This window comes from Pseudomonas sp. Z18(2022) (genome assembly GCF_036346535.1).
GTDB classification, from domain to species: Bacteria; Pseudomonadota; Gammaproteobacteria; order Pseudomonadales; family Pseudomonadaceae; genus Aquipseudomonas; species Aquipseudomonas yamanorum_A.
In genome coordinates this window covers 68755-81497 of sequence record NZ_JAOTOA010000022.1, presented here as the reverse complement: position 1 = coordinate 81497, position 12743 = coordinate 68755, and the positions used below count along the sequence as shown (strand labels likewise).

The window sequence follows — 12743 nt, the reverse complement described above, 5'->3', positions numbered from 1 at the left end:
ACCGAGACAGATTTGTCCCGGTTCGATGGAGGGGGAGGTCGGGGCCTTGCCTTGACTGGGGACAAGATCCTCTTTAGACTCTTGTACCCCTAAATTTGGCGGGAATTCGTTCCTGCCATTTTGCTTTTCTTGCAAGACAATAGCGTCGCAAGACAACAGTGGAGCTAGTAGATGGCAACTATCAACCAGCTGGTACGTCAGCCGCGTAAGCGTATCGTCGAGAAATCCGACGTGCCTGCGCTGCAGAACTGCCCGCAACGTCGTGGCGTATGCACTCGCGTGTATACCACTACGCCGAAAAAACCTAACTCGGCACTGCGTAAAGTATGCCGTGTGCGCCTGACCAACGGTTTCGAGGTTTCCTCGTACATCGGTGGTGAAGGTCACAACCTGCAAGAGCACAGCGTGGTACTGATCCGCGGCGGTCGTGTAAGAGACTTGCCAGGTGTTCGTTACCACACCGTACGCGGCTCCTTGGATACTTCCGGCGTTAAAGGTCGTAACCAGGGTCGTTCGAAGTACGGTACCAAGAAGCCTAAGTAGTAGCGGCTTTTTGTAAAACTGAATCATCTTATTTTCTGAGTCGATAAGAGTAAGGTCGGAGGCGTCCCGAAAGGGCACTAATTCCGAGCGAACCTGAAGACCGTTTGAGGGCTTATCCATGCCAAGAAGACGCGTAGCAGCCAAGCGCGAAGTGCTTGACGATCCAAAATACGGAAGCCAAATTCTGGCCAAGTTCATGAACCACGTGATGGAAAGCGGCAAGAAAGCCGTTGCCGAGCGTATCGTTTATGGCGCGCTGGAAAAGGTTAAAGAACGCAAGAACAGCGACCCCCTGGAAATCTTCGAGAAAGCTCTCGACGCCATCGCTCCGCTGGTCGAAGTGAAGTCGCGCCGTGTAGGCGGTGCTACTTACCAGGTTCCGGTTGAAGTTCGCCCGTCCCGTCGTAACGCTTTGGCAATGCGCTGGTTGGTAGACTTCGCCCGTAAGCGCGGCGAGAAGTCTATGGCCCTGCGTTTGGCTGGCGAACTGTTGGACGCTGCTGAAGGTAAAGGTGCTGCTGTTAAGAAGCGTGAAGACGTGCACCGTATGGCTGAAGCTAACAAAGCTTTCTCGCACTACCGCTTCTAATTCTAGCTTCACTAATTTTGCGAGGGCTTTATGGCTCGTACTACTCCGATTAGTCGCTACCGTAACATCGGTATCGTCGCTCACGTGGATGCTGGTAAAACCACCACCACCGAGCGCGTCCTTTTTTACACCGGCAAAAGTCACAAGATGGGCGAGGTGCATGACGGCGCCGCGACCACAGACTGGATGGTTCAGGAGCAGGAGCGTGGTATTACCATTACTTCTGCTGCTATTACCGCCTTCTGGAAAGGTTCTGAGAAGCAGTACAAGGATGAGCACCGCTTCAACGTAATCGATACCCCGGGCCACGTAGACTTCACCATTGAAGTTGAACGTTCCCTGCGCGTACTCGACGGCGCTGTCGTTGTGTTCTGCGGCACCTCGGGTGTTGAGCCTCAGTCGGAAACCGTATGGCGTCAAGCCAACAAATACGGCGTTCCACGTCTTGTTTACGTAAACAAGATGGACCGTGCTGGTGCGAACTTCCTGCGCGTGATCGGTCAGATCAAGCAGCGCCTGGGTCACACTCCAGTGCCAATCCAGTTGGCTATCGGTTCCGAAGACAACTTCCAGGGGCAGATCGATCTGCTGACCATGGAAGCTGTTTACTGGAACGATGCTGACAAAGGTATGGTTCCTGTTCGCAAGCCTATCCCTGCTGAACTGCAGGAATTGGCTGACGAGTGGCGCAACAACATGGTTGAAGCTGCGGCCGAAGCCAACGAAGAGCTGATGAACAAGTACCTCGAAGGTGAAGAGCTCACCAACGCGGAAATCAAGGCCGCTCTGCGTCAGCGTACTATCGCTGGTGAGATCGTCTTGGCTGTTTGCGGTTCCTCGTTCAAGAACAAGGGTGTTCCCCTGGTTCTCGATGCTGTGATCGACTACCTGCCGGCACCAGTGGATATTCCTGCCATCAAGGGTACTGACCCGGATGACGAGACTATCGAGCTGGAGCGTCATGCAGACGACGCAGAACCGTTCTCCGCTCTGGCATTTAAAATTGCCACTGACCCATTCGTGGGTACCTTGACCTTCGTCCGCGTTTACTCGGGCGTGTTGAACTCCGGTGACGGCGTGATCAACTCGGTTAAAGGCAAGAAAGAGCGCGTGGGTCGTATGGTGCAAATGCACGCAAACGCCCGCGAAGAGATCAAGGAAGTGCGCGCTGGTGACATCGCGGCCTTGATCGGCATGAAGGACGTCACCACTGGTGAAACTTTGTGCAACGCTGACAAGCCAATCATCCTGGTTCGCATGGACTTCCCGGAGCCGGTTATTTCGGTTGCCGTTGAGCCTAAGACCAAGGATGACCAGGAAAAAATGGGTATCGCTCTGGGCAAGCTTGCTCAGGAAGATCCATCTTTCCGCGTCAAGACTGATGAAGAGACTGGTCAAACGATCATCTCCGGCATGGGCGAGCTTCACCTGGACATCCTGGTTGACCGGATGCGCCGTGAGTTCAACGTCGAAGCCAACATCGGTAAGCCTCAGGTTTCCTATCGTGAGCGCATCACGAAGAACTGTGAAATCGAAGGCAAATTCGTTCGTCAATCCGGCGGTCGTGGCCAGTTCGGCCATTGCTGGATCCGTTTTGCTCCTGCTGATGAAGGTCAGGAAGGTCTGCAATTCGTGAACGAAGTAGTGGGCGGTGTTGTTCCTAAGGAATACATCCCGGCTATCCAGAAGGGTATCGAAGAGCAGATGAAGAACGGTGTTGTTGCCGGCTATCCGCTCATCGGCCTGAAGGCGACCGTTTTTGACGGTTCTTACCACGACGTCGACTCCAACGAGATGGCGTTTAAGGTGGCTGCTTCCATGGCTACCAAGCAACTGGCCCAGAAGGGCGGTGGTGAGTTGCTTGAGCCAATCATGGCAGTAGAAGTCGTTACGCCTGAAGACTACATGGGTGACGTGATGGGCGACCTTAACCGTCGTCGCGGCATGATCTTGGGTATGGAAGATACGGTTTCCGGCAAAGTGATTCGTGCCGAGGTTCCGTTGGGCGAGATGTTCGGTTATGCGACCGACGTTCGTTCCATGTCTCAGGGTCGCGCAAGCTACTCTATGGAATTCAAAAAATACAACACAGCTCCGGCGCACATCGCTGAAACTGTATCCAAAAAACAAGGCTGATTCAGTCCTTTAGGCAAGGAGTTAATTGTCGTGGCTAAAGAAAAATTTGATCGTTCCCTACCGCACGTCAACGTTGGCACCATCGGTCACGTTGACCACGGTAAAACTACGCTGACTGCTGCTCTGACTCGTGTTTGCTCCGAAATTTTCGGTTCGGCTATCGTTGACTTCGACAAGATCGACAGCGCGCCAGAAGAAAAAGCTCGTGGTATCACCATCAACACCGCTCACGTTGAATACAACTCGCTGATCCGTCACTACGCTCACGTTGACTGCCCAGGTCACGCTGACTATGTGAAGAACATGATCACCGGTGCTGCCCAGATGGACGGCGCGATCCTGGTTTGTTCGGCCGCTGATGGTCCGATGCCGCAAACCCGTGAGCACATCCTGCTGTCCCGTCAGGTTGGCGTTCCGTACATCGTGGTTTACCTGAACAAGGCTGACCTGGTAGACGACGCTGAGCTGCTGGAACTGGTTGAGATGGAAGTGCGCGATCTGCTGAGCACTTACGACTTCCCAGGCGACGACACTCCGATCATCATCGGTTCTGCTCGTATGGCTCTGGAAGGCAAAGACGACAACGAAATGGGCACCACTTCCGTACGGAAACTGGTTGAGACTCTGGATAGCTACATTCCAGACCCGGTTCGTGTTATCGACAAACCGTTCCTGATGCCAATCGAAGACGTATTCTCGATCTCCGGTCGCGGTACTGTTGTGACTGGTCGTATCGAGCGCGGTATCGTTAAGGTTCAAGATCCACTGGAAATCGTTGGTCTGCGTGACACTACCGTCACCACCTGCACCGGTGTTGAAATGTTCCGTAAACTGCTCGACGAAGGTCGTGCAGGCGAGAACTGCGGCGTTCTGCTGCGTGGTACCAAGCGTGACGACGTTGAGCGTGGCCAGGTTCTGGTCAAGCCAGGTTCGGTTAAGCCGCACACTACCTTCGAAGCTGAAGTGTACGTGTTGAGCAAAGAAGAAGGCGGTCGTCACACTCCGTTCTTCAAAGGCTACCGTCCACAGTTCTACTTCCGGACCACTGACGTGACCGGTAACTGCGAACTGCCGGAAGGCGTTGAAATGGTAATGCCAGGCGACAACATCAAAATGGTTGTCACCCTGATCAAAACCATCGCAATGGAAGATGGTCTGCGTTTCGCTATCCGTGAAGGCGGTCGTACCGTCGGCGCTGGCGTCGTAGCCAAAATCATCGCTTAATAAGTGATGACTTGAAAAAGCCCCCGCTTAGCGGGGGCTTTTTTATTGAGTTGACACCCATATGGGGCGTCTATAGAATTGCGCCTCCTTTTAACGGGCGTGTTGCGCTCGCTGGGAATAGCAGCCGGAGTCTGAAATCCAATGGCAAATCAGCAAATTCGTATCAGGTTGAAGGCTTTTGACCACAAACTGATCGACCAATCCACCCAGGAAATCGTGGAAACCGCGAAACGTACTGGTGCTCAAGTGCGTGGTCCAATTCCACTGCCTACCCGTAAAGAACGGTTCACCGTTCTGGTCTCCCCGCACGTCAACAAAGACGCGCGTGACCAGTACGAGATCCGTACTCATAAGCGCGTGCTGGACATCGTCCTGCCAACGGATAAAACCGTTGATGCACTTATGAAGCTTGATCTGGCGGCCGGTGTGGAAGTACAGATCAGCCTCGGCTAAGACTTGGGTCTTAGTCGTGTAACGCTCTGAAATGGGCGGCCATAGCGGGTGAAAGCCCCGTACACTCATGAGGTTTACAACATGACTATTGGTGTAGTCGGTCGTAAATGCGGTATGACCCGTATTTTCACCGAAGAAGGTGTCTCCATTCCGGTCACGGTCATTGAGATCGAACCGAATCGCGTCACCCAGTTTAAAACTGAAGAAACCGATGGCTATCGTGCAGTGCAAGTCACTGTCGGCGAGCGTCGTGCTTCGCGTGTGACTGCTGCTCAAGCAGGTCACTTCGCTAAAGCAAACGTTGCAGCTGGTCGTACTGTTATGGAGTTCCGTCTTGAAGACGGCGACTACCAGGCTGGCGATCTGATCAACGCTGAAATCTTCGCCGCTGGTCAACTGGTTGATGTAACCGGTCAGTCCAAGGGTAAAGGCTTCCAGGGTACGATCAAGCGTTGGAATTTCCGTGGCCAAGACAACACTCACGGTAACTCCGTTTCCCACCGCGTCCCGGGCTCTATTGGCCAGTGCCAGACTCCTGGTCGTGTATTCAAGGGCAAAAAAATGTCCGGTCATATGGGCGCTGAGCGCGTGACCGTGCAGTCCCTCGAAGTAGTGCGCGTCGACGCTGAACGCAATCTGTTGTTGGTCAAGGGTGCTGTTCCTGGCGCTACTGGCGGCAACCTGGTTGTACGTCCAGCGGCCAAGGCTCGCGGTTAAGGGGAAGCTGACATGCAATTAAATGTAAATGACGCTCAAGCGATCGAAGTTTCCGAACTGACATTTGGCGGCGAATTCAACGAGACGCTGGTTCACCAAGCAGTCGTGGCCTACATGGCCGGCGGCCGTCAAGGTAGCAAGCAGCAAAAGACCCGTTCCGACGTACGTGGTGGCGGTAAGCGCCCTTGGCGTCAGAAAGGCACTGGCCGTGCTCGTGCCGGTACTATCCGTAGCCCAATCTGGCGTGGCGGCGGTACCACTTTCGCAGCTCGTCCACAGGATCACACTCAGAAGCTCAACAAGAAGATGTACCGCGCAGCACTGCGCTCCATCCTTGCTGAACTCGTGCGTACTGATCGTCTGGTCGTGGTTCAGGACTTCGCTGTTGAAAGTCCAAAAACCAAAGATCTGCTGGGCAAACTGAACAACATGAGCCTGACCGATGTTTTGATCGTGTCTGAAGCTGTTGATCAGAACCTGTACCTGGCTGCTCGCAACCTGCCACACGTTGATGTACGTGACGTGCAAGGTTCCGATCCAGTTAGTCTGATCGCATACGACAAGGTGTTGATCACCGTGTCGGCCGTGAAGAAATTCGAGGAGCTGCTGGGATGAACCAGGAACGCGTATTTAAAGTTCTGCTTGGCCCGCACGTTTCCGAAAAGGCTACGGTTCTGGCTGACAAGAAAGGCCAGTTCGTTTTCAAGGTTGCAACTGACGCAACCAAGCTGGAAATCAAGAAGGCCGTCGAAAGCCTGTTCAGCGTGAAAGTAGAGCGTGTTACTACCCTGAATGTTCTGGGTAAGAGCAAGCGCACTGCTCGCGGTCTGGGCAAGCGTAATGACTGGAAGAAGGCAGTTATCTCCCTTCAGCCAGGCCAAGATCTCGATTTCAGCAGCAGTGCTGAGTAAGGAAGGGGTGCATCATGGCAATCGTTAAATGCAAACCGACTTCCCCTGGCCGCCGTTTTGTGGTCAAGGTGGTCAACCAGGAGCTGCATAAAGGCGCTCCTCACGCACCGCTGCTCGAGAAGAAATCGAAGACTGGTGGTCGTAACAACAATGGTCGCATTACCACTCGTCACATCGGTGGTGGCCATAAGCAGCATTATCGTCTGGTCGATTTCCGTCGCAACGACAAAGATGGCATCACTGCCACTGTCGAGCGTATCGAATACGATCCAAACCGTACTGCTCACATCGCTCTGCTGCTGTACGCAGATGGCGAGCGTCGCTACATCATCGCCCCTAAAGGCGTGAGTGCTGGTGACCAGCTGATCGCAGGTGCCTTGGCGCCGATCAAGCCGGGCAACGCTCTGCAACTGCGCAACATTCCAGTTGGTAGCACCGTACACGGCATCGAATTGAAGCCGGGTAAAGGCGCGCAAATCGCTCGTTCCGCTGGTGCTTCGGCTCAGCTGATCGCTCGTGAAGGTGTCTACGTGACCCTGCGTCTGCGCTCTGGTGAAATGCGTAAAGTACTGGCTGAGTGCCGTGCGACCCTGGGCGAAGTCTCGAACTCCGAGCACAGCCTGCGTTCGCTGGGTAAAGCTGGTGCCAAACGCTGGCGTGGCGTTCGCCCAACCGTTCGTGGTGTTGCCATGAACCCGGTTGACCACCCACACGGTGGTGGTGAAGGTCGTACCTCTGGTGGTCGTCATCCGGTATCGCCATGGGGCTTCCCGACTAAGGGCGCGAAGACTCGTGGTAATAAGCGTACCGACAAAATGATCGTCCGTCGTCGCAAGTAAATAGAGGGATACGACAGTGCCACGTTCTCTGAAAAAAGGTCCTTTTATTGATCTTCACCTACTGAAGAAGATCGAAGTGGCGGCGGAAAAGAACGATCGCAAGCCGGTGAAAACCTGGTCGCGTCGTTCGATGATCCTGCCACAAATGGTCGGTTTGACCATTGCAGTGCATAACGGTCGCCTACATGTTCCAGTTCTTGTGAACGAAGACATGGTCGGCCACAAACTAGGCGAGTTTGCCGGTACCCGCACATATCGTGGGCACGTGGCAGACAAGAAAGCCAAGCGTTAAGGGGTAAGGAACGATGGAAGTAGCCGCTAAGTTGTCGGGCGCTCGAATCTCCGCCCAGAAAGCCCGCTTGGTCGCCGACCAGATCCGCGGGAAGAAGGTGGGCGAAGCGCTCAACCTGTTGGCTTTCAGCAGTAAGAAAGCCGCCGAGATCATCAAGAAAGTGCTGGAGTCGGCCGTAGCCAACGCCGAGCACAACGAAGGCGCAGACGTTGATGACCTTAAGGTCAGCACCGTTTTCGTCAACGAAGGGCGTTCGCTGAAGCGCATCATGCCTCGTGCCAAAGGCCGAGCTGATCGCATCGTCAAGCGGTCTTGCCATATCACTGTCAAGGTTGCTGACAAGTAACGGAGTCGAAGAGATGGGTCAGAAAGTACATCCCATTGGCATTCGCCTGGGAATCGTCAAGGAGCACACCTCCGTCTGGTACGCAGACGGTCGGACTTATGCGGACTACTTGTTCGCTGATCTGAAGGTGCGTGAGTATCTCCAAGACAAACTAAAAAGCGCGTCCGTGAGCCGTATCGATATCCATCGTCCTGCTCAAACTGCACGTATCACCATCCACACCGCTCGTCCAGGTATCGTTATCGGGAAGAAAGGTGAAGATGTTGAGAAACTGCGTCAGGACCTGACCAAGCAAATGGGTGTGCCTGTGCACATCAATATCGAAGAGATCCGCAAGCCGGAGCTCGACGGTATGCTGGTTGCGCAGAGCGTAGCTCAGCAGCTGGAGCGTCGTGTAATGTTCCGTCGCGCTATGAAGCGCGCAGTACAGAACGCCATGCGCATTGGTGCCAAAGGCATCAAAATCCAAGTGAGCGGTCGTCTCGGCGGTGCTGAAATCGCACGTACTGAATGGTATCGCGAAGGTCGTGTGCCGTTGCACACCCTGCGTGCCGACATCGACTATGCCAACTACGAAGCTCACACCACTTACGGTGTGATCGGTGTAAAGGTTTGGATCTTCAAAGGCGAAGTAATTGGTGGTCGCCAAGAAGAACTGAAACCACAAGCACCAGCGCCTCGTAAAAAAGCTGCTAAGTAAGGGGTACGCCAAATGTTGCAACCAAAGCGTACGAAGTTCCGCAAGCAGATGACAGGCCACAACCGTGGTCTGGCTCAGCGCGGTAGCAAAGTCAGCTTCGGCGAATATGCGCTGAAGTCTGTAGCTCGTGGTCGTCTCACCGCTCGTCAGATCGAGTCAGCGCGTCGTGCTCTGACCCGTCACGTTAAACGTGGCGGCAAGATCTGGATCCGTGTATTCCCGGACAAGCCTATTTCCAAAAAGCCCCTCGAAGTTCGTATGGGTAAAGGTAAGGGTAGTGTGGAGTACTGGGTTGCCCAGATTCAGCCAGGTAAAGTCCTGTATGAAATCGAGGGTGTAACTGAAGAGCTGGCGCGTGAGGCTTTTGCCCTGGCTGCTGCAAAGCTGCCGCTCGCCACCGCCTTTGTTAAACGGACGGTGATGTGATGAAAGCGAATGAACTTCGTGAAAAAGACGCGCCGCAGCTTAACGAGCAACTGCTCGGCCTGCTGCGCGACCAGTTCAATCTGCGCATGCAGAAAGCAACTGGCCAGTTGGGGCAGTCTCACCTGCTCCGGCAAGTTAAGCGTGACATCGCTCGCGTGAAGACTGTGCTCAAACAGCAGGCAGGTAAGTAATCATGGCTGAAGCCGAAAAAACCGTCCGTACGCTGACTGGCCGTGTTGTCAGCGACAAAATGGACAAGACCATCACCGTTCTGATCGAGCGTCGCGTAAAGCACCCGATCTACGGTAAATACGTTAAGCGTTCGACTAAGCTGCACGCGCACGACGAAACCAATCAGTGCCACATCGGCGACAAGGTCACTATTCGTGAAACTCGTCCGCTGGCCAAGACCAAGTCTTGGGCGCTGGTTGATGTTCTCGAACGCGCTGTGGAAGTCTAAGGACTAGGGGTCGGAGAAATTATATGATTCAGACTCAATCCATGCTCGATGTGGCCGATAACAGCGGCGCACGCCGCGTTATGTGCATCAAGGTGCTGGGTGGCTCCCATCGTCGTTACGCTGGTATCGGTGACATCATCAAAGTTACCGTGAAGGAAGCAATTCCTCGCGGTAAAGTGAAAAAAGGCCAAGTGATGACTGCTGTTGTAGTCCGCACTCGTCACGGCGTACGTCGTGCTGATGGCTCCATTATCCGCTTTGATGGCAACGCTGCTGTTCTTCTGAACAACAAGCAAGAGCCGATCGGCACCCGTATCTTTGGGCCAGTGACCCGTGAACTTCGTACTGAGAAGTTCATGAAGATCGTCTCGCTCGCCCCAGAAGTGCTGTAAGGAGATCCGACATGCAAAAGATTCGTCGTGACGACGAGATCATCGTGATCGCCGGCAAAGACAAAGGTAAGCGCGGTAAGGTGCTTAAGGTTCTCGCTAATAACCGTCTGGTTATCGGTGGTTTGAACCTGGTTAAGCGTCATACCAAGCCTAACCCGATGTCGGGCGTGCAAGGCGGTATCGTCGAAAAAGAAGCTCCACTGGACGCTTCTAACGTCGCCATTTTCAACGGCGAAACCAACAAGGCTGATCGCGTTGGTTTCAAAGTAGAAGACGGCAAGAAAATTCGTGTCTTCAAGTCGACCCAAAAAGCGGTTGATGCTTGAACACTGCTAGGTAGAAGACCATGGCACGACTAAAAGAGATTTACTGGAAGGAAATCGCACCGAAGCTTAAGGAAGAACTTAAGCTTTCGAACGTGATGGAAGTTCCACGCGTTACAAAAATCACCCTGAACATGGGTCTGGGCGAAGCGGTCGGTGACAAAAAAGTCATCGAGCACGCTGTTGCCGACCTGGAAAAGATCACCGGTCAGAAAGTCGTTGTGACTTACGCTCGGAAATCCATCGCTGGCTTTAAAGTCCGTGAAGGTTGGCCGATCGGCGTCAAAGTGACTCTGCGCCGTGAGCGTATGTACGAATTCCTGGATCGTCTGCTGTCGATCTCCCTGCCTCGGGTCCGCGACTTCCGCGGCCTGAATGCCAAGTCCTTCGATGGTCGTGGTAACTACAGCATGGGCGTTAAAGAGCAGATCATCTTCCCGGAAATCGACTACGACAAGATCGATGCTCTCCGCGGTCTGGACATCACCCTGACCACCACTGCCAAGAACGATGATGAAGGCCGCGCTCTGCTGCGTGCGTTCAAATTCCCGTTCCGCAACTGATTGGAGTAGGACCATGGCCAAGATGAGCATGAAAAACCGCGAGCTGAAGCGTCAGCTCACGGTTGCCAAGTACGCCAAGAAGCGTGCAGCACTGAAAGCAATCATCGTTGATCTGAACGCAAGTCCAGAAGCGCGTTGGGAAGCTACAGTTGCTCTGCAGAAGCAGCCACGTGACGCAAGCGCTTCGCGCATGCGTAACCGCTGCCGCCTGACCGGTCGTCCACACGGCGTTTACCGCAAGTTCGGCCTCGGCCGTAACAAACTGCGTGAAGCGGCAATGCGTGGTGACGTACCAGGTCTGGTTAAAGCCAGCTGGTAAGTACTTTCGAAGTCTCGGTGGCCAGGATCGCAAGATACTGACCACCGGTGGCCTTGAATCTGGAACAAGCCCCTTTTGGGGCTTGTTTCATTTCCGGAGTGTGTCTAAAATACGCGGCTCGCCTGAGCCCGTGTGTTTTGTGCTCGGAGATTCTCGGCGACACGTAATGGCCGCAAGGCTAATTTTTTTGTATTAGGAGCGTCTAGCCATGAGTATGCAGGACCCGTTAGCGGACATGCTAACTCGTATCCGTAATGCCCAGATGGCTGAAAAGTCCGTCGTAAGCATGCCATCTTCCACGTTGAAGGTAGCTGTTGCCAAAGTCCTGAAAGACGAAGGCTACATTGCGGGTTATCAGATCAGCAGCGAAATCAAACCACTGCTGTCCATCGAGCTGAAGTACTTCGAAGGCCGTCCGGTCATCGAGGAAGTGAAGCGCGTTAGCCGTCCAGGCCTGCGTCAGTACAAGTCCGTCGACGATCTGCCAAAAGTTCGTGGCGGTCTCGGTGTGTCTATCGTCTCCACCAACAAAGGTGTGATGACGGATCGTGCTGCGCGCGCTGCCGGTGTCGGCGGCGAAGTTCTTTGCACTGTGTTCTAAGGGGGGATAAGCATGTCACGCGTCGCTAAGAACCCCGTTAAGCTGCCAGCCGGTGTCGAAGTAAAATTCGCAGGCCAACAGCTTTCGGTGAAGGGTGCCAAGGGCACTCTGGAACTGAACATCCATTCGTCCGTTGAGATCGTTGAAGAAGCTGGTGAGCTGCGTTTCGCTGCTCGCAATGGCGATCAACAAACTCGCGCAATGGCCGGTACCACTCGTGCGTTGGTAAACAACATGGTCCAAGGCGTAAGCCAAGGCTTCGAGCGTAAGCTCCAGCTGGTCGGTGTTGGTTACAAAGCGCAAGCAAAAGGCACGGTTTTGAACCTGGCCCTTGGCTTCTCGCACCCAGTGGATTACGAACTGCCGGAAGGCATCACCGCTGAGACCCCTAGCCAAACCGACATCCTGATCAAGGGTATCGATAAGCAGCTGGTAGGTCAGGTGGCCGCTGAGATCCGCGACTTCCGTCCACCAGAGCCGTACAAAGGCAAAGGTGTGCGCTACGCGGACGAAGTCGTCCGTCGTAAAGAAGCCAAGAAGAAGTAGGGCATAGCAAATGACCGACAAAAAAGTTACTCGACTGCGTCGCGCTCGCAAAGCACGCCTGAAAATGCACGAACTCGAAGTCGTGCGTCTCTGCGTGTTCCGCTCGTCGCAGCACATCTACGCCCAGGTCATCTCGGCCGACGGCAACAAAGTCCTGGCAAGCGCCTCGACTTTGGATAAAGAACTGCGTGATGGTGCCACTGGCAACATCGACGCGGCCACTAAGGTTGGCCAGCTGGTCGCTACGCGTGCTAAGGCCGCTGGCGTCTCGCAAGTGGCTTTCGACCGCTCTGGCTTCAAGTACCACGGTCGCGTGAAAGCGCTGGCTGATGCTGCTCGTGAAGCTGGGCTGGAGTTCTAAGT

General features: G+C 54.2%; 22 protein-coding genes. All 22 read left to right on the top strand.

What is annotated here, in order from left to right; all coding sequences use genetic code 11:
* The first annotated feature begins 171 nt into the window (after positions 1-171).
* The 22 genes from rpsL (at position 172) to rplR (ending at position 12741) form a co-directional block, all read left to right on the top strand.
* Positions 172-543 carry a 30S ribosomal protein S12 gene (rpsL, locus tag V3W39_RS28375; RefSeq protein WP_005745987.1) on the top strand — a complete coding sequence of 124 codons (372 nt, stop codon included), beginning with the start codon at positions 172-174 and terminating at the stop codon, positions 541-543.
* Positions 544-661: 118 nt separating this feature from the next.
* Positions 662-1132 carry a 30S ribosomal protein S7 gene (gene rpsG, locus V3W39_RS28370; protein ID WP_002555493.1) on the top strand — a complete coding sequence of 157 codons (471 nt, stop codon included), beginning with the start codon at positions 662-664 and terminating at the stop codon, positions 1130-1132.
* 30 nt (positions 1133-1162) lie between these two features.
* Positions 1163-3268, top strand: a complete 2106-nt coding sequence (gene fusA / locus V3W39_RS28365; protein ID WP_057724826.1) for an elongation factor G — start codon at positions 1163-1165, stop codon at positions 3266-3268.
* 30 nt (positions 3269-3298) lie between these two features.
* Positions 3299-4492 (top strand): elongation factor Tu, encoded by a 1194-nt coding sequence (tuf, locus tag V3W39_RS28360; RefSeq protein ID WP_048724879.1) that lies wholly within the window; start codon positions 3299-3301, stop codon positions 4490-4492.
* Between the two features lie 141 nt (positions 4493-4633).
* Positions 4634-4945 (top strand): 30S ribosomal protein S10, encoded by a 312-nt coding sequence (rpsJ, locus tag V3W39_RS28355; RefSeq protein ID WP_003210084.1) that lies wholly within the window; start codon positions 4634-4636, stop codon positions 4943-4945.
* Between the two features lie 81 nt (positions 4946-5026).
* Positions 5027-5662: a 50S ribosomal protein L3 gene (rplC, locus tag V3W39_RS28350; protein ID WP_003194649.1), complete on the top strand. Its 636-nt coding sequence runs from the start codon at positions 5027-5029 to the stop codon at positions 5660-5662.
* 12 nt (positions 5663-5674) lie between these two features.
* On the top strand, positions 5675-6277 hold the full coding sequence (gene rplD / locus V3W39_RS28345) for a 50S ribosomal protein L4 (protein ID WP_017135963.1): 603 nt from the start codon (positions 5675-5677) through the stop codon (positions 6275-6277).
* A complete protein-coding gene (gene rplW, locus V3W39_RS28340; protein ID WP_002555488.1) occupies positions 6274-6573 on the top strand; it encodes a 50S ribosomal protein L23 in 300 nt (99 codons plus the stop codon). The genes rplD and rplW overlap by 4 nt, the downstream gene beginning before the upstream one ends.
* A 14-nt stretch (positions 6574-6587) precedes the next feature.
* Entirely contained in the window at positions 6588-7412 is an 825-nt protein-coding gene (gene rplB / locus V3W39_RS28335) for a 50S ribosomal protein L2 (protein WP_032884535.1), read from the top strand.
* A 16-nt stretch (positions 7413-7428) separates the two neighbouring features.
* On the top strand, positions 7429-7704 hold the full coding sequence (gene rpsS / locus V3W39_RS28330; RefSeq protein ID WP_003232420.1) for a 30S ribosomal protein S19: 276 nt from the start codon (positions 7429-7431) through the stop codon (positions 7702-7704).
* Between the two features lie 13 nt (positions 7705-7717).
* Positions 7718-8050 (top strand): 50S ribosomal protein L22, encoded by a 333-nt coding sequence (rplV, locus tag V3W39_RS28325; RefSeq protein WP_003210077.1) that lies wholly within the window; start codon positions 7718-7720, stop codon positions 8048-8050.
* Between the two features lie 13 nt (positions 8051-8063).
* A complete protein-coding gene (gene rpsC, locus V3W39_RS28320) occupies positions 8064-8750 on the top strand; it encodes a 30S ribosomal protein S3 (protein WP_003176422.1) in 687 nt (228 codons plus the stop codon).
* A gap of 12 nt (positions 8751-8762) precedes the next feature.
* A complete protein-coding gene (rplP, locus tag V3W39_RS28315; protein ID WP_045057467.1) occupies positions 8763-9176 on the top strand; it encodes a 50S ribosomal protein L16 in 414 nt (137 codons plus the stop codon).
* Complete coding sequence (rpmC, locus tag V3W39_RS28310; protein ID WP_008030901.1) at positions 9176-9367, top strand: 50S ribosomal protein L29; 192 nt, start codon at positions 9176-9178, stop codon at positions 9365-9367. The genes rplP and rpmC overlap by 1 nt, the downstream gene beginning before the upstream one ends.
* Before the next feature lie 2 nt (positions 9368-9369).
* The gene (gene rpsQ, locus V3W39_RS28305; RefSeq protein ID WP_003176419.1) at positions 9370-9636 is read left to right on the top strand and encodes a 30S ribosomal protein S17; all 267 of its coding nucleotides are present in this window, start codon (positions 9370-9372) and stop codon (positions 9634-9636) included.
* A 23-nt stretch (positions 9637-9659) separates the two neighbouring features.
* Positions 9660-10028, top strand: coding sequence for a 50S ribosomal protein L14 (gene rplN / locus V3W39_RS28300; protein ID WP_002555479.1), 369 nt, complete (start codon positions 9660-9662; stop codon positions 10026-10028).
* 11 nt (positions 10029-10039) lie between these two features.
* On the top strand, positions 10040-10354 hold the full coding sequence (rplX, locus tag V3W39_RS28295) for a 50S ribosomal protein L24 (protein ID WP_003176416.1): 315 nt from the start codon (positions 10040-10042) through the stop codon (positions 10352-10354).
* A 20-nt stretch (positions 10355-10374) separates the two neighbouring features.
* Positions 10375-10914, top strand: a complete 540-nt coding sequence (gene rplE, locus V3W39_RS28290) for a 50S ribosomal protein L5 (protein ID WP_003176415.1) — start codon at positions 10375-10377, stop codon at positions 10912-10914.
* Between the two features lie 13 nt (positions 10915-10927).
* Positions 10928-11233 (top strand): 30S ribosomal protein S14, encoded by a 306-nt coding sequence (gene rpsN, locus V3W39_RS28285; protein WP_003176414.1) that lies wholly within the window; start codon positions 10928-10930, stop codon positions 11231-11233.
* Positions 11234-11441: 208 nt separating this feature from the next.
* Positions 11442-11834 carry a 30S ribosomal protein S8 gene (gene rpsH, locus V3W39_RS28280; protein ID WP_003186040.1) on the top strand — a complete coding sequence of 131 codons (393 nt, stop codon included), beginning with the start codon at positions 11442-11444 and terminating at the stop codon, positions 11832-11834.
* Between the two features lie 12 nt (positions 11835-11846).
* Positions 11847-12380, top strand: a complete 534-nt coding sequence (gene rplF, locus V3W39_RS28275; protein ID WP_003176412.1) for a 50S ribosomal protein L6 — start codon at positions 11847-11849, stop codon at positions 12378-12380.
* Positions 12381-12390: 10 nt separating this feature from the next.
* Complete coding sequence (gene rplR / locus V3W39_RS28270; RefSeq protein ID WP_003186037.1) at positions 12391-12741, top strand: 50S ribosomal protein L18; 351 nt, start codon at positions 12391-12393, stop codon at positions 12739-12741.
* Positions 12742-12743: the final 2 nt, after the last annotated feature.

Coding starts and splice junctions, on each gene's coding strand:
- rpsL (WP_005745987.1), top strand. CDS start 172: ATGGCAACTATCAACCAGCTGGTACGTCAGCCGCGTAAGCGTATCGTC.
- rpsG (WP_002555493.1), top strand. CDS start 662: ATGCCAAGAAGACGCGTAGCAGCCAAGCGCGAAGTGCTTGACGATCCA.
- fusA (WP_057724826.1), top strand. CDS start 1,163: ATGGCTCGTACTACTCCGATTAGTCGCTACCGTAACATCGGTATCGTC.
- rpsJ (WP_003210084.1), top strand. CDS start 4,634: ATGGCAAATCAGCAAATTCGTATCAGGTTGAAGGCTTTTGACCACAAA.
- rplC (WP_003194649.1), top strand. CDS start 5,027: ATGACTATTGGTGTAGTCGGTCGTAAATGCGGTATGACCCGTATTTTC.
- rplD (WP_017135963.1), top strand. CDS start 5,675: ATGCAATTAAATGTAAATGACGCTCAAGCGATCGAAGTTTCCGAACTG.
- rplW (WP_002555488.1), top strand. CDS start 6,274: ATGAACCAGGAACGCGTATTTAAAGTTCTGCTTGGCCCGCACGTTTCC.
- rplB (WP_032884535.1), top strand. CDS start 6,588: ATGGCAATCGTTAAATGCAAACCGACTTCCCCTGGCCGCCGTTTTGTG.
- rplV (WP_003210077.1), top strand. CDS start 7,718: ATGGAAGTAGCCGCTAAGTTGTCGGGCGCTCGAATCTCCGCCCAGAAA.
- rpsC (WP_003176422.1), top strand. CDS start 8,064: ATGGGTCAGAAAGTACATCCCATTGGCATTCGCCTGGGAATCGTCAAG.
- rplP (WP_045057467.1), top strand. CDS start 8,763: ATGTTGCAACCAAAGCGTACGAAGTTCCGCAAGCAGATGACAGGCCAC.
- rpmC (WP_008030901.1), top strand. CDS start 9,176: ATGAAAGCGAATGAACTTCGTGAAAAAGACGCGCCGCAGCTTAACGAG.
- rpsQ (WP_003176419.1), top strand. CDS start 9,370: ATGGCTGAAGCCGAAAAAACCGTCCGTACGCTGACTGGCCGTGTTGTC.
- rplN (WP_002555479.1), top strand. CDS start 9,660: ATGATTCAGACTCAATCCATGCTCGATGTGGCCGATAACAGCGGCGCA.
- rplX (WP_003176416.1), top strand. CDS start 10,040: ATGCAAAAGATTCGTCGTGACGACGAGATCATCGTGATCGCCGGCAAA.
- rplE (WP_003176415.1), top strand. CDS start 10,375: ATGGCACGACTAAAAGAGATTTACTGGAAGGAAATCGCACCGAAGCTT.
- rpsN (WP_003176414.1), top strand. CDS start 10,928: ATGGCCAAGATGAGCATGAAAAACCGCGAGCTGAAGCGTCAGCTCACG.
- rpsH (WP_003186040.1), top strand. CDS start 11,442: ATGAGTATGCAGGACCCGTTAGCGGACATGCTAACTCGTATCCGTAAT.
- rplF (WP_003176412.1), top strand. CDS start 11,847: ATGTCACGCGTCGCTAAGAACCCCGTTAAGCTGCCAGCCGGTGTCGAA.
- rplR (WP_003186037.1), top strand. CDS start 12,391: ATGACCGACAAAAAAGTTACTCGACTGCGTCGCGCTCGCAAAGCACGC.